The following is an 18612-nucleotide window of genomic DNA, read 5'->3' on the forward strand; positions in this document are numbered from 1 at the left end:
CAATAAACAGAAAGGGTTTTCTTTTTCTAAAATTCCAAAAATCCTTATCTTTGGAACAATCGAAATTATATTATGAATCAAGAAAAATATACCCCAAAAAACAAAGTAAGAGTCGTAACAGCCGCTTCTTTGTTTGATGGTCACGACGCTGCTATTAATATTATGAGAAGAATGATTCAGGCCACAGGTGCGGAAGTTATTCATCTCGGTCACGATAAGTCAGCGGAAGAAGTGGTGGACTGCGCTATTCAGGAAGATGCAAATGCAATTGCTTTAACTTCTTATCAAGGTGGTCACAACGAATATTTTAAATATATCTACGATCTTCTTCGTCAGAAAGGCGCACCTCAAATCAAGATTTTTGGTGGCGGTGGCGGAGTAATTCTTCCCGAAGAAATCAGAGAGTTAATGGAATACGGAATCGACCGAATTTATTCTCCTGATGATGGCCGTGAAATGGGATTGCAGGGAATGATCAATGATTTAGTGCAAAGATCCGACTTCGCAACCGGCGAACATATTGAAGTTTCAGATTTAGATAAAATTAAATTTGAAGATTCTAAATCCATCGCAGAAGTAATTTCAGCCGTAGAAAATTTCTCTGACGAAAAAACTGACTTGGTAAAAGCAATTGACGAAAAAGCAAAAGATTCCAAAATTCCAATTATCGGAATCACCGGAACTGGTGGAGCAGGAAAGTCTTCTTTAACTGATGAACTGGTTCGTCGTTTTTTACGTTCAAATCCTGATCAAAAAATTGCTATTGTTTCTGTAGATCCTTCAAAAAAGAAAACTGGTGGAGCACTTTTGGGTGATAGAATCCGAATGAATTCCATTAATGATCCTCGCGTTTATATGCGTTCGATGGCGACTCGCGAAAATAACGTTTCCGTTTCTCCTTATATTCATTCCGCTTTAAATATTTTAAAATTAGCAAAACCTGATGTGATTATTTTGGAAACGTCGGGGATTGGGCAATCTGGTTCTGAAATTACCGATATCGCAGATGTTTCAATGTACGTGATGACGCCTGAATATGGTGCTTCCACACAATTGGAGAAAATCGACATGTTGGATTATGCAGATTTAATTGCTTTAAATAAATCGGATAAACGTGGAGCATTAGATGCTTTGCAGGCCGTTCGAAAAACCTATCAGAGAAATCATATCGCTTTTGATAAAACTTTGGAAGAAATGCCGGTGTTTTCTACGAAGGCAAGTCAGTTCAATGATTACGGAACTACAGAATTATACAATTCTTTAATTAATAAGGTTAATGAAACTTTAGAAAAATCATACGGTGAAAATGCGGCTCAATTTAAAGAATTTGTAGAGCAAAATGTTTCAGATGATACCACGGTAATTCCACCAAAAAGAGTTCGTTACCTTTCTGAAATTGTAGAGTCTAATCACGAATACGATAAAGAGGTTGAAAATCAGGCATTGATTGCAAAGAGAATGTATCTTTTGGAAGGTGCGAGAGTTTTAATTACTGATGATCAGCATACTTCTGAAAAACTGGAAAAGGTTTTCCTTAAAACGAAGAAAGAACTTTCTGAAGAAAATATCGCATTTCTAAAAGGGTGGAAACATTTTAAAGAAGAAATGGCTTTAGATGCTTATTCTTATTTCGTTCGTGGAAAAGAAATTAAGGTAGAAACCAAATACGAATCTTTATCTCATTTAAAAATACCAAAACTTTCTTTACCGAAATTTCAAGATTGGGGAGATTTGTTGCGTTGGAAAGGTCAGGAAAATGTTCCGGGACAGTTTCCTTACACGGCTGGACTTTTCCCTTTTAAAAGAACAGGTGAAGATCCAACCAGAATGTTTGCTGGAGAAGGTGGACCGGAAAGGACGAACAGAAGATTCCATTACGTGTCCGCAGATATGGATGCGAAACGTTTATCAACGGCTTTTGACTCTGTAACTTTATATGGACAAGATCCAGCGTTGCCACCAGATATTTATGGTAAAATCGGAAATGCTGGAGTTTCAATTGCAACATTAGATGATGCCAAAAAATTGTATTCAGGTTTTGATTTGGTCAATGCCATGACTTCGGTTTCAATGACCATTAATGGCCCTGCACCAATGATTTTAGCGTTTTTTATGAATGCAGCCATCGATCAAAATGTTGAGAAATATTTAACAGAGAATAATCTTTGGGAAGCAGTTGAAGCAAAATTAAAAGCCAAGTTCGATGATAAAGGTTTGAAAAGACCAAGTTATGAAGGCGAACTTCCAAAAGGAAATAATGGTTTAGGTTTAAAGTTATTAGGAATTACGGGCGACGAAGTAATCGATGCTGAAACGTATAATAAGATTAAAGCAGAAACGATTGCAACCGTTCGTGGAACAGTTCAGGCTGATATTTTAAAAGAAGATCAGGCGCAAAACACGTGTATTTTCTCTACGGAATTTGCATTGAGATTAATGGGAGATGTTCAGCAGTATTTTATTGACCAGAAAGTTAGAAACTTTTATTCGGTTTCAATTTCTGGTTACCATATTGCAGAAGCGGGCGCAAATCCAATTTCACAATTGGCGTTTACCTTGGCAAATGGTTTTACTTATGTAGAATATTATTTGAGCCGCGGAATGAATATCAATGATTTCGCTCCGAATTTATCTTTCTTCTTCTCCAACGGACTTGATCCGGAATATGCCGTAATCGGTCGGGTTGCCAGAAGAATTTGGGCGAAAGCAATGAAGTTTAAATATCATGCAAACGAAAGATCTCAAATGTTGAAATACCATATTCAAACTTCAGGAAGATCTTTGCACGCACAGGAAATTGATTTTAATGATATCAGAACGACTTTGCAGGCGTTGTATGCGATTTACGATAACTGTAACTCTTTGCATACCAATGCTTATGATGAAGCAATTACCACTCCGACTGAAGATTCAGTAAGAAGAGCGATGGCAATTCAGTTGATCATTAATAAAGAATTAGGTTTAGCAAAAAACGAAAATCCATTGCAAGGTTCATTTATTATTGAAGAATTAACCGACTTAGTAGAAGAAGCAGTTTACACCGAATTCGACAGAATCACCGAAAGAGGCGGCGTTCTTGGTGCCATGGAAGCCATGTATCAACGTTCAAAAATTCAGGAAGAAAGTATGCATTACGAAATGCTGAAACATACCGGAGAATTTCCAATTATCGGCGTGAATACCTTCTTAGGAAAAGATGGTTCACCAACTGTTTTACCAAGAGAAGTAATCCGTTCAACTGAGGAAGAAAAACAACTGCAGATTCAGAATCTGGAAAACTTCCATAAATCACACGCTGATAAGAGCGAGCAGATTTTACACGATCTACAAATCGCCGCCATCAACCAGGAAAATTTATTTGAAAAAATGATGGAAGCAGTGAAGTATTGTTCACTTGGACAAATCACGAATGCTTTGTTTGAAGTAGGTGGAATGTACAGACGGAATATGTAATTAACTTGTTTAAATAGTAAATATTTACCAACCGTGTCAAGGTTCTAAACCGTGACACGGTTTTTTTATTTTTTTAAATGTTGTTAATGTTCGTTAAATCAAATAATTACACCCTTTTTATCAAAATCATTTTTTACCTTTATTTTCTAATCCTCTAATTATAAAATTATGGAAAGTAATAATTGTACCTGTAACTGCGAAGGTTGTAAATCAGGAGACTGCAAAAAATGTACTTGTACCAACTGCACTTGTAAAGGTTGTACGTGCGAGAAGTAATTTCTCAAATAATAATATTAACCAATAATTAAAACCATCAAGTTTCTAAAGATTTGATGGTTTTTTCTTTCAGTTAAATTTTCTATTTTTATCAAAATTCTAAAAAGTGTTTCAAAAAATCCGACCGCTCTATTTTCTATTTCTATTATTCGTCCTCTTTTCCTGTAAATCTGAAGCGGATAAAATCGCCGAACAAACCACAACTCGAAATGCTTTAATCGATAGTACAATCAACAGTTTTCAAAAGAAATTACTGACTCAGCAAATTGATTCTGTATTTTCGAAATATAATTTTAATGGTTCTGTGGCCGTGATTAAAAATGATGAAATTCTCTATCAGAAAGAAAACGGTTTTGAAGATTTTAAGCAGAAGAAAAAACTTGACAGCAGTTCTGTTTTTGCGATTGCCTCTGTGAGTAAACAGTTTACAGCAGTTTTGGTTTTATTGCTGGAAGATGAAGGGAAATTAAATACAGAAGATAAAGTTTCAAAATATTTAACCGATTTTCAAACCAGTCCATTCAAAAATATTACCATTAAAGAACTGTTGAATCATACTTCGGGAATCAGCGATTTCGGAAATGGTCTGGTTTCAGAACCTGGAAAAGCCTTTAATTATTCTAATAAAGGATTTATGTTGGTAGGTGAAATCGTGGGAAAAGTATCGGGGAAATCTTATGACGAGAATGTAAAAGAACTTTTTGAAAAGGCAGGGATGAAAAACTCTTTCACTGCAAATTCCTTTAATGGTAAAAATTTCGCCAGCGCTTTTACGGGAAATTCAAAGAGTTTTCAAGCAGTTGAAAATATGCCGAAGCGACTTGCAGATAAATCGATTAGTGTCCCAGCAGGCGGAATATTATCAACAGTAAATGATTTGCATCGTTGGAATACCGCTTTGTACCAAGATCGAATTTTAAAGCCCGAATCTTTAAAAAAGTTCATGGAAAAATCTGCAGATCGAAATCATCCCATTCTGGGGAAAATGGATTATGGATTAGGGATGATGATGAATGTCGGAAAACCGCTTGCTTATTTCCACACTGGTTATGTGAAAGGTGCGCCATCGCTTTTAATTTATTATCCGGAAAGTAAGACTTCGGTAATTATTCTTTCAAATATTGCAGATGAAATGAACGGGAAAAATGCGATTTTCAATCCACATAAAAAGGTGAAGGAAATTACAGATGCGATTCAAAATACAGTTATTGAATTGAGGAAAGAAATGATTAAAACAACTTTGCAACAATAATCTAGAACGGTTTAACAAAGAAAAATCCGATACAGAAATGCATCGGATTTATTTGTTTTTAATGATTAAAGTTTTTACTCTTTAATAATTTTCTGAGTTAAAATCAAGGTTTTATTTTCATAAACTTTTAGAATATACGTTTGAGGTAAAATTCCATCAACATTAACAGAAACTTCATTTGCGGATAAATTCTGAACGCGTGGGTTTTTCAAATTACGGCCTGCAGCATCATAAATTTCTACGGTTATATTTTTTAAATTCTTAGTTTCATCTTTAATGAAAATTTGTGATTTTGCCGGATTAGGATAAACCTGGAAATTTCTTTTTGTCGCATTTACATCGTAGGCGGCAAGGGTTTTATTTACAGTCCAACTGATTGTTGAGACATGGAGATTTTGATGATTGTCTACTTTTAATAAAGGATTATTATCTACCACCGAAAAAAGAACCGTGTTAACTCCATTGCTGAAGACGTTCGCAGCAATTGTTGTTGCGTTTGATGTTTCACTGATCGCAGTTCCGTTTACAGACCAAGTGTTCACTAAAGTATTTGGGATTGGCAAAATTTCATTGACTGAAAAAGTAATCGGAGCGGTAAGATTAATGGCTGATGAATTATTTGGCGTAAACGAATCAATCGGGTTTTGTAAAGTATGAACTCTCTCGATTAATTGTTGTGCACAAACGGAGCAAAACTCACGATCCAAATAACGCATTTCGCAGTTCTGGTGCGGTCGAAACCAGGTTGGACTTTCCTCATGAGGGTAAATTCCGACTCCATTCGAACCGACCCAATTCTTCCATTTGTTGGTTTCAATATTATTGTTTTTGGTTTTATTTGCAGATTCCCCTGTTCCAGAAAACCAGTATTCATCGGCTAAATTACCAAAGGAATGTCCCAGTTCATGAACTACAATTTCGTCTGCTGCAGCATGCAAAGAAAGAAAAGCATAAGTGCCGCCGCAACCACCATATTCTGGCGAGTTACCCAATATAAAGGCGATATCGAAATCTGGAACATTGCTGGCCAAAACATTCGTCACTTTGTTTACGGTGTTAGAATAAAGACAGCGGTGAACGCCAACATCAAACGTGGATCCTAAAAAGTTATTTGGATTGCTAACGGGAATGATGGGCTCCGTAACATCAGTTGCTGTTCCCGGATGTTTAACTCCAGATTCTGCTGAAATAACTTTGATCGCATAAACATTAAAATAATTTTTATACTGATCGTAAGGTTTTTTAGAGAAAACATAATTGACCAATGATGTTGCATTGGAAATGAAGTCGTTTTGTTGGGCTGTTGTAAAACCGTCTCCTAGAACCACCATGTTGATTCTTTTGTCTCGCGGACCATTCTCAATAATGGGAACTGTTTCAAAAACCTGCGCAAAGCAAAATTGGCTTGCGAATAGAAAGAGTAGAAGTTTTTTCATGATATTATAGTTTTAAAGTAATTAAATGAGAAGTTGATTTCTCGGTAATTTTTTCCAGTTGAACAGAGGAAATATTTCCAGTTTGATTAAATCTGATGCTGAATTCTGCTTTCGGAAGATTTATTTTTTCTTTATTCATGCCTTCTTGCGCATAGGTTTCCATCATTGGGTTCAAAGGATCTTCAATGATTTGTTCAGAAACTGATTTTCCATCCTTTCCTAAAAATGTGACCTGGATATTTCCCGGAAGATGTTCTTTGTTTCGAAGTAAACCTGTTTTTAATGTTCCTTCCGTTATTTTTGTGTCAGTATGTTTTACCTTTTCCGTACCCTTTTCCGTTTTCTCAATTTCAAAAAAAAGATACACGATTTTATTTTCGTTCGTTTTTGTGGAATTGCTGATCGTGCTTTCAACATCAACAGATTTTTGGGAACTGCAACTGAATAGAAAAATCAAAACTGTAAAAAGTTGAAAACGGGAAAAAATAGACATGGTTAAATTTTTAAAAGTGGGATATTCAAATTTAGTGTAATTTTAGAAAAAAATAGATATTATTCTTTGGTTTGAACTAAAGACTCTACTTTTGTAGCGTGCAAGTAGAAAAGATAATTTTGGGTATTGATCCTGGAACCGCAATTATGGGTTTCGGACTCATTTCGGTGAAGGGGAATAAAATGGAACTGATTTCTATGCATGAACTCATTCTAAAAAAATATCCCAATCACGAAACCAAACTTAAATATATCTTTGAAAAAACCTTAGCATTAATTGATGAATATCATCCTGATGAGGTTGCCCTTGAAGCTCCTTTCTTTGGAAAGAACGTACAATCCATGCTGAAATTAGGACGTGCGCAAGGTGTTGCTATGGCCGCATCTTTACACCGCGATGTTCCGATTACCGAATATTCTCCAAAGAAAATAAAAATGGCCATTACCGGAAACGGAAATGCCAGCAAAGAACAGGTTGCCGGAATGCTGAAAAATCTTTTGAACCTTAAAGAATTTCCAACCAAATATTTGGATGCTTCCGATGGTTTGGCGGTTGCGGTTTGTCATCACTTTAATTCCGGAAACTTAACAACGGACAAATCTTACAGTGGCTGGGACAGTTTTTTGAAACAAAATCCCGATCGACTGAAATAGTTTCTTTTTATTTTTTCTCGTAGGTTTTTTCAATAACTACATTTTTCTTGCCGATAAAATCTTTTGTCATTAAGATGAATTTCTGATCAGAGATCACTTTTATAGTAACTGAATACATCACATCATCTACAAAATACTGCATTTCATGATCTGTGAAAATTACGGAACCATTATGGGTTGAGATAAACTCAGAACAGTTCTTACCTTTTGCTGTGAATTTTGATTGTTTCAAAATATCATTTTCTATCTGAAAATCCCAATAGGAATTTGACTGGCAATTCGACTGCGATTGAAGTTTTTTATTATTTCCAGTGACATAATAGGTTTCAGTATTGTACCATTTGCCCACAAAGTATTTTTGATTCGGTATTTCGCTATTGCTTATTTCTAACATTGGTTGAGGATTTAATTCTTTCTTTTGAGAATTGCACTGATAGAAGAACAAAACAATAATGAAAAATAGAATAGTTTTTTTCATGACTTTTTATCTAAAGAAAGAGCCATGTTTTTAAATGGCTCTTTCGTAGTTTATCTAATTGTTAATGAATTTTTTGGAGGTGTTTTGATAATGAACAATATAAGTGCCTTTCGGAAGATTTTGTTCAATCATGATATCATTTTTCGCACTTCCTTTTTGTATGATGTTGCCATACATATCGTAGATTTCGTAGATCCCAAAACCTCTGCTGTTAATCTTGTTAATCAGTGACAGTTTATTTTCAGATCTTGAATAATGAATTAAATCCACATCTTTCGGATTTTCAACTGTGGCTAAACCGTTTGTAATTCTCACTGAGTAATCTTCTGCCTGTCCATAACTTAAATTCTGGCAAGGAGTGTCGTCGGTATTATCTGCGATGACCCTCATTCTTAAATACGTTTCTTTAACAGCATTTGCTGGCGGAGTAAATGAAATTAGATAAGGGGAGTTTTCGGGTTGAATTTTGCTGGTCGAAGCGCCTATTAATTCCGAAGTTTCGAAAATTCCGTTATTATTATAATCAATCCAGGCTTTAATAAACTGAGGATTGGTTCTAAAACTGACACTTAACTCACTTACAGTTGAGGTAGGGATATTGGTATAGACTGCGCTGCTCGAACAGTTTTGAGAACTGTAATCTACATAATAATTGTTGGCCATCGGATTATAGGGTCCAGAACTGTTGTTAATACTTCCAAGTAAAACATTGATTGGTCCCATTCCAAAATTGCCTGGCGTTGTGATGCCTGCAGGATTACAAAGCGCCTCATTTAAAGTTCCTGCGCCTGGATTTATGCCCAAATCCGTTCCTCCTAAAGAAGAGGTTAAATTTGCTCGGTATTGCATGAAAACAAAAAGTGCCCGATCTCTTTGACCTGCTGTGAATTTTCTTGGCGAATAGGTATAGTTCATAATGTTATATTGTACACCATCATAAAATGTTCCGGTGCAAGGATTTATAACCGCATTGGTTGGAGTTGGATTTACTCGCAGCAGACTTGCACATGGAGCGGTATCGCAGACTTTATCATTGTCGATGATACAGTTGTTGTTAGTAGGACAGTCTGCAGAAGTGGGCGGATTACTGACTGGTGATGAAGGCGCTCCTTCAAAAGTGTGTAAGAGTCCGAGAGCGTGACCGAATTCATGAGCCAACGTATCATCATTAGTATTGGTTACTACCGTAACCTTCATAAAACTATCGTAGAAGGCGTCTGAATTTGTTGGATAGCCAGCCCAGCCCAATAGTCCAAAAGTAGTTTTGTCTCCATCAAAACCAATAACAACGTAGATGTTGAAATAAGAATTTTCTGACCAATGTGGTGCTAAGGCTTTTATTTGTTCGGTAGTGGCGCCATTTGCGGTGGCTCTTTGTACACCATATTGGTCATATCCAGAGATGGTGCTGCCATTATATCTCACGATTCCAGTGCTGGCTGTACATTGTGGAGTTCTTTTGGCTAAAACCAATTTAATAGGAATTACATTTCCGTCAAGACTTCCTGGACCTTCCGGAAAAAATCCATTTCCGTAAGTAGTTGCAAACATTTGATTGCAGTTGTTAACCCAGGTGATGATTTGATTGTCAGTTAAGGTAAGACTTGAATTAGCAGCCGAGGAAGAGGTAATGACATGGATGACAACGGGAATTTCATAAATTGTTCCCGTATAAAGTCCGTTTTTAGATGATGCCCCAATTTTGTTAAGATAGGATTTTACATCGGTCGCGAGAAGTTGAGCTTCTGCCTGTTCTCTGTTCTTTTTAATTTCAGGATATTTGAGTTCCAGGTTTTTCTGAACCTCATCAAATCCACATGTTTGAGCAAAAATTCCAATTGAAAAAATCATTGCTACAACGATAATAATCTTTTTCATGGTTAAGGATTTTGGTTATTAGATATTTAGTTTGACTACTAAGTTACTGCTTTTGAGAGCTTCATGTCAATATTTAAGAATGTTTAATACTGATTCTTAAATATTGCCAATTTTTTTTAGTATTATAATGTTAAACCTAATACTATCTGTAACATTGTTCTGTTTTTTGCTACAAATTGTACAAAGTATAATTTTACAATAATGAAAACTCAACAGATAAATCCCCTCAATCAGACCAATCATTCGATGAATTGGTTTCAACAGTTTCTGATGATTTGCTCGGGTGGAAATATTCACATTTTAAGAAAAACTCCTAGCGAATGGAACAAATTTTCTGGGATCGGAGGAATTGTTTTATTCACCGTAGTTTTTGCAACACTGTCCGCAGGTTATGCCATGTTTACCGTTTTTGATGATGTTTGGATATCTGTTGGTTTTGCAGTTTTATGGGGTTTAATGATTTTTAATCTGGATCGGTATATTGTTTCTTCAATCAAAAAAACCGGAACGTGGTGGAATCAATTTTTGATGGCGGTGCCGAGATTGATTTTAGCGGCTTTTTTAGGAATTATCATTTCTAAGCCATTAGAATTAAAAATCTTTGAAAAAGAAGTTAATAAACAATTGAACACCATTATTCAAAGAAATAAAACGCAACTTCAAGCAGAAATGAACGGAAGAATTCTACAACAATCCGGACCGTTTGAAACGGAGAAAAAACAAATTCAATCTAAAATTGCGGAGTATCAAAAATCATTCGATTCTGCTTCCGTGGAATTGGAAAAAGAAATTTTGGGGAAACAAAGTGGCTTAACCAGTGGGAAAGTTGGCTATGGTTCGAATGCAAAAAGAAAAGCAGAACTGAAAGAACAACGCCGTTTGGATATGGAAAATTATCAAAAACAAATTGCGCCACGATTAGAATATTTAGATAAGGAAGTTTCGAAAGTGTACACCAATATCGAAAAGGAAAGAGATAAAACTGAAACCTTCGAAGATCAGTTTAATGGTTTTGCAGCACGATTACAAGCACTTGATGAACTCGGAAAAAATTCCGCAATTATCGGAGTGGCTGCAGCATTTATTATGGGACTTTTTATTACTTTAGAAATCGCTCCGGTTTTAGTAAAATTGATTTCTTCGGTTGGACCTTATGACCATCTTTTGGAGAAAACAGAAAATGATTTTAAACTGTATTCTAAAGAAAAAATCGAAAAAGGAAATGCATTAACGGAACATCGAATTGAAAAATTTAAAAATAATTTAGAATAAGAGAGCGCTAAATTTCATCAGTCTCTTTTGCGCATCAGTGGTAAAAAAAACCTGCAAAATTTCTTTCGCAGGCAATAATGGCTGATTTAGTGTTATTTTAATTCAGGCCATTTACTGTATTTGCAACGTCTTCAGATTTTACGGTTCCTTCTACTTGATTTACCATCTCCCCATTTTTATTAAATACAGAAATGATGTTGGAATGAGAGAAAACAATCGGTGAAATCTTTTTGTATTTCACGGCTAAGACGTTTGCTAATTCACGTACAGATTCTTTATCGCTTCTTAAAAAAAGCCAAGGTTCTCCATATATATTTCTTTGTTGAGCGTACGCTTTTAAAACTTCTGGAGTATCATTCTCTGGATCGATAGAAACTAAGACCATGGTTGTTTCCTTTAATTTTTTAGGATCAATCTTGGATTCTATCTTTTGCATATCAGCAACCAAAATCGGACAAGCCGTTGTACAACTTGTGAAAATCATTACAACAACTAAGTTCTTTCCTTTTAACTCTTTTAATTGAAGTTCTTTGCCATCCTGGTTTTGCCATTTCGAATCCAGGACAAAGATAGATCCATTTTCGGATTTTTTTGGCTCTGCTTGCTTTTCAGTATTTTCTTTACAGGAAAATAAGAATAAGGCAGAAATTAATATGATGAAGAAATTTTTCATTTTGTGGTATTTGAAAGATCTTTTGCACATCGGAAACCGAGATTTCCAACGGTATAATTTGCTTTTAAACTTGATCTGAAAGCGTATCTCATAAAAGAGGCATAGTTCAGAACATCAGTGGTGCTAGTTGCCGCAGAAGCGCAGAATAATCCTTTATCATCGAACTCTGCGGTTCTGGAATCGCTGGTCGTCATGATAGAATTAAAATCATCCGTCCATTCCCAAACCAAATCGAACATATTATAAACTCCATAAAAATTCGGCGCAGATATTTTTACTTTATTTTTTTGTCGGTCTTTTTCGTTATAGAGATTGATGAGGTGTGCAGAGTAGGTTGGTTTTTCTCTTGCATTTGGGGTTTCTTCATCAGCCATGGCAACATATTCCCATTCATCTAAAGTCGGCAATCTCTTCCCTGCACTTTTCGCATAGGCTTTTGCTGCAAACCAAGAAACATAAGTTACGGCTGCATTAGGATCTGCATTTTTAGGAAGCGTTTCATCATCTTGCCAATCTTTCAAATAAGTGTCATCTGCAAAAATTGCTTTGATATTGCTGCGTTTCCATTTTGGATTTTTCTTTACGAAATCTAGAAACTCCGCATTCGTTACAGGTCTTTCATCTAATAAGAAATCTTCTACTTTAACCAAAGTGCTGTCTGTGCCATAAAAAGGTTGATAATCGCCACCTTTAATTAAAACCATTTTAACATCTGGATTTATGGCAACTTCTTTTTCGACAGTGTCTGATGATACCTTTTTCGTTGAAAGCGTATTTGCTTTTTCGCAAGAAACCAGTAGAAAAAAGAAACCACCAACGAACATCAATATTTTAAAAATTTTGGACATGGCGGTTTCTTTAATTATAATTAATGAGGATATGATTATTGAACTTTATTATAAACTTTCGGATTTTTCTCTCCAGTCACTTTTAGCATTCCGATTGCACCTTTGTTAAATGCACGGAAAATAGAGTGGTCTACGATAATATAATTTCCGGGCTCTTCAACTTTGAATTCTACGATGGCTGCTCCACCTGCTGGAATTACTGTAGTTTGAACATTATGGTTAATGGTACTTCCGCCTTCTACATAAACCTTGTCAAAGATTTCACCAATCACGTGGAAAGAAGATACCAAGTTTGGTCCACCATTTCCTACGAAAATCCTTACTGTTTCACCTACTTTTGCTTCTAAAGCGTTTGGTCCCATCAAGGCATTTTTCTTACCATTGAAAACTACGTAAGTTGGTCTTTCGTCAACACCTTTGTCTTGGTCAAACTCCTGAAGTCCTTTCTCATCAGTTTTTCCTTTGGTATAGAATTCACCTTGCATGATGTAATATTCACGGTCAACCTTTGGCAAACCACCTGCTGGTTCTACTAAAATCAAACCATACATTCCGTTTGCGATGTGCAATGGAACAGGCGCTGCAGCACAATGATAAACATATAGTCCTGGATTTAAAGCTTTAAAGTTAAAGATGGCTTCTTTTCCTGGCGCAACGTTCGTTGCTTCGGCTCCACCACCTGGACCATTCACCGCGTGAAGATCGATGTTGTGGGGCATAACACTGTCGCTTCTGTTGGTTACATGAAGTTCAACCTCATCACCAACTCTAATTCTGATAAAAGTTCCGGGTACAGTGCTGTTGAAAGTCCAGAATTTGTAAGTTACCCCATCAGCAAGTTCACCAACTTCTTCAGTTGCTTCTAACCGAACGACTACTTTTTTGGCTGCACGGTCACCGATTGGCGCAGGAACCATGGGTGGATTAACTTTTGCTTGGTTTTCAGTTTCACCACTTACTTTAATGTCCATGGTGTTTTCGGTTTGTGCCGAGGAATTGTCTGAAGGATTTTGTTTGCACGCTTGTAATGCGAAAAGAACGAGTGCAAAACTTGTTAGAATACGTTTCATTATTGTAAATTATATTTGTTTCTGTTTAATAGGACAAATTTATCCTAATTGGATTAGATTTGAAAATTATGGACTATGAGTTTTATCAGATTAGTTGTGATGTTAAAAAAAACATTGGTAGAAGGCCTTTTTACTTTAATAATCATTAAACTTAAAGGCTCAAGATAAAAAAAATTTAGAAAGATTAAAACTAATTGGTAGAAAGTTTCAGAATAAGTGGATTCTTAATGTTTTTTTGTGAATAATATTTCGCACCGCAAATATTTGATTTTAAAGTATAGTTTCCTTTTTCGATGACGAATTGATTTTTACTATTTCTTGGTACAGGTAAGTTGTAAATTTTGTTATTTGAAATTCCGGCCAATCTCAAAATAAGATCACACCTCGAAGTATTTTCGATAACGGCAGCCGTACTTTTTTCGCTGGGATCAGAATCATTTAAGAGGTAGCTCACGACTTCTGCATTGACTCGACCTTTATTAATTTGATCTTTTTCCATTAAAGCAGAAAATTCTTTACTTTCATTAATGATGCCTGTAGAATTTGCAGTATTTGAATTGGGTCGATAAACCGTATTTCCAATAGGAATTAGGTCACAACTTAGGAGTAAGCAAAACGAAATTAGAAGATAAAATCTTTTCATAGCATATTTCAAAAAGTAAATATACCAATTATTAAAATCCATAAAAAGAAAATGCCAAGGAATTAACCTCGGCATTTATATTAATTAAAAATTTTGTTACAAAGAATAATTCGGTGCTTCCTGGGTAATAATCACATCATGCGGGTGAGATTCTTTCAAACCACTTCCCGTAATCATGACCATTTTTCCGTCTTTTTGCAAAGTCTCAATATCTTTTGTTCCGCAATAACCCATTCCGGCACGGATTCCTCCAGTTAACTGAAAGACTACATCTTCTAATTTTCCTTTGTGTGGGACGCGACCTTCAATTCCTTCCGGCACGAATTTTTTGGCTTCACTTTGAAAGTATCTTTCTTTTCCGCCACGTCTCATCGCAGAAAGTGAACCCATTCCCTGATACGCTTTGAATTTTCTACCTTGGAAAATTATTTCTTCACCTGGTGCTTCATCAGTCCCGGCTAATAATGAACCAAGCATTACAGCACTTGCGCCAGAAGCCAAGGCTTTAACAATATCACCTGAAAGTTTAACTCCACCATCAGCGATTACAGCAACATTTTTACTTTTTGCATATTCGAAAACATTATAAATAGCAGAAAGTTGTGGAACACCAACTCCGGCAACGACTCTGGTCGTACAGATTGAACCTGGACCAATACCAACTTTTAGTACATTGGCACCGGCATTTATTAAATCTCTCGCTCCATCAGCAGTTACAATATTTCCACCTATGATATCCAGATCAGGAAAGTTTTCACGAATTTCTGTAATTTTATCCAGAACCCCTTTAGAATGACCATGCGCTGAATCCACGGCGATAATATCAACTCCGGCATTGACTAGAGCAGTAACTCTCTCCATGGTATCTTCACCAATTCCAACTCCGGCACCAACGATTAATTTTCCTTTGCTGTCTTTGTTTGCATTGGGATATTCCATTTGATTATCGATGTCTTTAATGGTAATTAATCCCACTAATTTAAAATCTTTATCAACGATTGGAAGTTTCTCTACGCGGTTTTTTAACAGAATTTGTTTGGCTTGTTCCAGACTTGTTTCTTTATCAGAAGTAATGAGTTTATCCTTCGTCATTAATTCCTCTACTTTCGCATCCAGGTTTTCCTGGTATTTTACATCACGGTTGGTGATGATTCCAATTAAGGTATTTTCGTCATCAACCACGGGTAAACCAGAAATTTTATAATCCGCCATTAAATCTTTGGCATATTTTAAAGTGTGATCTTTGGTAAGGGTAACTGGGTCGGAAATCATTCCGTTTTCTGAACGTTTTACGCGGTAAACTTGCGCTGCCTGCTCTTCGATCGGCATGTTTTTGTGAATAAAACCTATACCGCCAACTCTCGCCAAAGCGATAGACATTTCTGCTTCCGTTACCGTATCCATTGCTGCGGAAACGATGGGAACATTGAGCGTAATTTTATCGGAAAGTCTTGATTTTAAGGAAACCTGATTAGGTAAAACTTCTGAATAAGAAGGGATAAGAAGAACGTCATCGAAAGTGATGGCCGTTTCTACGATTTTGTTGTGGATAGACATCTTTACTTTCTGTGCAAAATTAAGTTATTTTTATTAAAAATGAAAATTTGTATTTTTTATTAACAAAAAATTAATTTGAACTGTTAATTTGAACTATTAATTGTTTCTTATTTTAAACGACAAGAGACGCAAAAGTTTTATTTAAATTGAATTCTTAAATTAGTGCGTTACCTTTTTTCGCAGGTCATTTTTCTCTGAATAATTAATAAGGCGCGAAATATCGTCCGCCGTGAATTTTCCTGAAACATCAACCAAAACCAATTCACTTCCCGAAGTAATCGTAATCATCAATCTTCTGATTTCTTCCCCTTTCTGTTTCGCCTGAAAATTGATGGTTTCTTTTTCTTTCTTCACCGTCATCCATTCTTCATAATTATCTTTCTTTAGATACTTAGCAAAATCAGCGACCATTTCTGAGTTTCCGTTTTCGATGGTCATCACTTTAACATCAGAAATTTTTTTGATAAGGTTGATGAGTTCTTCACTTTCGCCATCTTCCCGCAATGCTTTTTTTACAATCGGTTTTGCCAGAAACATGGGAACATTAATACTCGTAAACTGTGCGCCGCCGTAATCGTAATATGGATTGTCAAAGAACCCCATTTTAGGTTTCTGAGATACAATGCACGACTGCATGGTAACTATCAACAGAGCGAATCCAAAGAAGAAATATAATTTTTTCATGATTTTAATTTATAGGTTTTACACTTCCACCACTGGATGATTTGCCTGTTTCAATTATATTTTTCGGATTTCCTTTGTACCGAATTGAAGCGCCCGAAGTTGCAGATCCGGTTAAACTTTCCGTAACATTCATTTTAAGCGATGCTCCGGATGACGCCTTTGCTGTTCCATTTTTTGAACTTAAATCTTGCGCATTACAAGACGCTGCACTTGAAAGACTGAAAATCGTATTCTCCGCATTTCCGACAACTGTTGAAGAGGAACCGCTGCTTCCTTCGAATTCGAAATCCCGGGTTTTCACATCCATTCTCATCGATGAGCCGGAACTGATATCGACACTTGTTTTATTTTTGATATTTAAATCCGCATTCAGATTTGCTCCGGAAGAAATCTCTGCTTGGAAATCATTTTCATTAATCGTATTTAAAGTCGTCAGCAAAGATCCCGAGGAAACTTTTACAGAAGAAAGTCGTGGCGCTTCAATCGTTACGAGCAGTTTTTTGAAATTTAAATTCTTGTTGTTTTTATTTTTAACAGCAATTACCAAAATTCCGTTTTCAACTTCCGTAGAAACATATTCCTGTAAATTCGGATCGGTGTCAACGATGACTGATTGATTATTTCCCTGCGTGAAATTCACCTTAATGCCACTCGAAACAGAAACTCCGGTAAACTTACCGACGTTACGAACTTGCGTAGTTCCGGTTGAGGTTTTATTCTCTGTCGTTACCGAACTTTTCGTCGCTGATTTTTCGGCTTCATTGATGAGGTTGTTCACATCATCCATCGAAATTTTTCCGTCAAGCATCATTAATAAAGAGTTTCCGTCGGCATTAATGCTGAGCAAAAGATTGTCTAAAATCCCATTCACTGCATCCGAAGACAAAAATTTTATTTTGTTGTCTTTGCTGTGCACCGTGATCAATTCTTCATATTTCATGTTTTTAATGGAACTTGCGATATCGGCCTCCAATTTCTGAAATTGACTCTGCTGTTTTTGATCTTCGGGTTTTTCAATAATCAGAATTTTCAAGCCATTGATTTTACTCAATAAAGGTTTGATTTGAGCCAGTTCATCATCCGCAATATTCAACTTGTTCAGCATGTTGAACATTGGTTTAGCAATCTTGATGGAAGTCACACCATCGGTTTCCTGATACTTTTCAAAAAGTAGATCTAGTTTATCTTTCTGTGCATTAATCTGAAAGAAATAGGAAAAGAGTAGGGCGAATATTAAGAGTAATTTTTTCATGATATTATTTTTTAGTAATCATTGGTGAAGGAGTTGAGCACCTCGGTTTGAGCCACTGTTTTAGATACATTTTCAGACAGAATCCGGAAGGAATACTTCGTCAAGTCAATCGCTTCCTGTTCGTTTTCTATTTTTTGTCCGTTGATGATCACGTAACTGGATTCGTATTTCGGCGTTTTTGAATTTGTCTTTTCGTTATCTTTTGGAATAGAAACTTCTGCATACCGCTGTCTCGAATTTCGGTAAATACGTCCGCGTTTCGGAATAATCTGATCCATAATGTCGGCTTCATCAATTTGTTCAACCGTTCTGGTAGAATCAGAAATGATGCTGTCGGATTTTATTTTTAAAGAATCATTAATCGCATTCACAGCAAGATTTGATTCCTGGCGAAAACTGTCTTTCTGTTTTTTGATTTCATTCTGAACCAGTTGATCGTTTTCAGAGACTGTATTTCCGCTTTCATAATTAAAGAAGATTCCTATTGATACCAGCAATATTACACTTGCCGCCATCCAAAATGTTTTCGGGAAAGAACCGCCTTTCTTATTGGGAACTAAAGGAATAACTTTCTCTTCCTGCTTTGTTTTCTCCAAGAAATCTTCAAAATCCCAGTTCATCTTCTCTTCGTTAAGTTCTTGGGTGATTTTTTTATATTGATCTTCCGTATTGTCTTTTTTCATGATAGTAATTG

Annotated in this window: 16 protein-coding genes; 4 read left to right on the plus strand and 12 right to left on the minus strand. The window is 36.0% G+C overall.

Features of this window, described 5'->3' with window-relative positions:
- Nucleotides 1-72: 72 nt before the first annotated feature.
- Together PUH65_RS11480 and PUH65_RS11485 are read left to right on the plus strand one after the other, a co-directional pair.
- Complete coding sequence (locus tag PUH65_RS11480; protein WP_305520142.1) at nucleotides 73-3453, plus strand: methylmalonyl-CoA mutase family protein; 3381 nt, start codon at nucleotides 73-75, stop codon at nucleotides 3451-3453.
- A gap of 382 nt (nucleotides 3454-3835) precedes the next feature.
- Entirely contained in the window at nucleotides 3836-4981 is a 1146-nt protein-coding gene (locus PUH65_RS11485; protein ID WP_305520143.1) for a serine hydrolase, read from the plus strand.
- 74 nt (nucleotides 4982-5055) lie between these two features.
- On the opposite strand, the gene PUH65_RS11490 is transcribed toward PUH65_RS11485, so the two are convergent.
- Entirely contained in the window at nucleotides 5056-6417 is a 1362-nt protein-coding gene (locus PUH65_RS11490; protein ID WP_305520144.1) for a M64 family metallopeptidase, read from the minus strand.
- A 4-nt stretch (nucleotides 6418-6421) separates the two neighbouring features.
- Nucleotides 6422-6910 (minus strand): hypothetical protein, encoded by a 489-nt coding sequence (locus PUH65_RS11495; RefSeq protein ID WP_305520145.1) that lies wholly within the window; start codon nucleotides 6908-6910, stop codon nucleotides 6422-6424.
- A gap of 98 nt (nucleotides 6911-7008) precedes the next feature.
- On the opposite strand from PUH65_RS11495, the gene ruvC reads away from it, so the two are divergent.
- Nucleotides 7009-7563, plus strand: coding sequence for a crossover junction endodeoxyribonuclease RuvC (gene ruvC / locus PUH65_RS11500; RefSeq protein ID WP_305520146.1), 555 nt, complete (start codon nucleotides 7009-7011; stop codon nucleotides 7561-7563).
- Nucleotides 7564-7570: 7 nt separating this feature from the next.
- Here the strand turns inward: ruvC and PUH65_RS11505 are convergent, their stop codons facing one another.
- Nucleotides 7571-8041 (minus strand): hypothetical protein, encoded by a 471-nt coding sequence (locus PUH65_RS11505; protein ID WP_305520147.1) that lies wholly within the window; start codon nucleotides 8039-8041, stop codon nucleotides 7571-7573.
- A 54-nt stretch (nucleotides 8042-8095) separates the two neighbouring features.
- A complete protein-coding gene (locus PUH65_RS11510) occupies nucleotides 8096-9919 on the minus strand; it encodes a GEVED domain-containing protein (RefSeq protein ID WP_305520148.1) in 1824 nt (607 codons plus the stop codon).
- A gap of 201 nt (nucleotides 9920-10120) precedes the next feature.
- On the opposite strand from PUH65_RS11510, the gene PUH65_RS11515 reads away from it, so the two are divergent.
- Complete coding sequence (locus PUH65_RS11515) at nucleotides 10121-11191, plus strand: DUF4407 domain-containing protein (protein WP_305520149.1); 1071 nt, start codon at nucleotides 10121-10123, stop codon at nucleotides 11189-11191.
- Between the two features lie 97 nt (nucleotides 11192-11288).
- On the opposite strand, the gene PUH65_RS11520 is transcribed toward PUH65_RS11515, so the two are convergent.
- The 8 genes from PUH65_RS11520 to PUH65_RS11555 all read right to left on the minus strand — a co-directional run bounded on the left by PUH65_RS11520 (nucleotide 11289) and on the right by PUH65_RS11555 (nucleotide 18601).
- Nucleotides 11289-11864: an SCO family protein gene (locus PUH65_RS11520; protein WP_305520150.1), complete on the minus strand. Its 576-nt coding sequence runs from the start codon at nucleotides 11862-11864 to the stop codon at nucleotides 11289-11291.
- Nucleotides 11861-12712 carry a formylglycine-generating enzyme family protein gene (locus tag PUH65_RS11525; protein ID WP_305520151.1) on the minus strand — a complete coding sequence of 284 codons (852 nt, stop codon included), beginning with the start codon at nucleotides 12710-12712 and terminating at the stop codon, nucleotides 11861-11863. Before PUH65_RS11525 ends, PUH65_RS11520 begins: the two co-directional genes overlap by 4 nt.
- Nucleotides 12713-12747: 35 nt before the next feature.
- Nucleotides 12748-13782, minus strand: a complete 1035-nt coding sequence (nirK, locus tag PUH65_RS11530) for a copper-containing nitrite reductase (protein ID WP_370692042.1) — start codon at nucleotides 13780-13782, stop codon at nucleotides 12748-12750.
- A 190-nt stretch (nucleotides 13783-13972) separates the two neighbouring features.
- Nucleotides 13973-14425, minus strand: a complete 453-nt coding sequence (locus tag PUH65_RS11535) for a DUF6759 domain-containing protein (protein ID WP_305520152.1) — start codon at nucleotides 14423-14425, stop codon at nucleotides 13973-13975.
- Nucleotides 14426-14521: 96 nt separating this feature from the next.
- Complete coding sequence (guaB, locus tag PUH65_RS11540) at nucleotides 14522-15982, minus strand: IMP dehydrogenase (RefSeq protein ID WP_305520153.1); 1461 nt, start codon at nucleotides 15980-15982, stop codon at nucleotides 14522-14524.
- 159 nt (nucleotides 15983-16141) lie between these two features.
- Entirely contained in the window at nucleotides 16142-16666 is a 525-nt protein-coding gene (locus PUH65_RS11545) for a DUF4252 domain-containing protein (protein WP_305520154.1), read from the minus strand.
- A 4-nt stretch (nucleotides 16667-16670) separates the two neighbouring features.
- Nucleotides 16671-17918, minus strand: a complete 1248-nt coding sequence (locus PUH65_RS11550; RefSeq protein WP_305520155.1) for a DUF4252 domain-containing protein — start codon at nucleotides 17916-17918, stop codon at nucleotides 16671-16673.
- Nucleotides 17919-17929: 11 nt separating this feature from the next.
- Nucleotides 17930-18601, minus strand: coding sequence for a hypothetical protein (locus PUH65_RS11555; protein WP_305520156.1), 672 nt, complete (start codon nucleotides 18599-18601; stop codon nucleotides 17930-17932).
- Between the last annotated feature and the right edge of the window lie 11 nt (nucleotides 18602-18612).

This window comes from Kaistella sp. SH40-3, assembly GCF_030686865.1.
Classification (GTDB): Bacteria; Bacteroidota; Bacteroidia; order Flavobacteriales; family Weeksellaceae; genus Kaistella.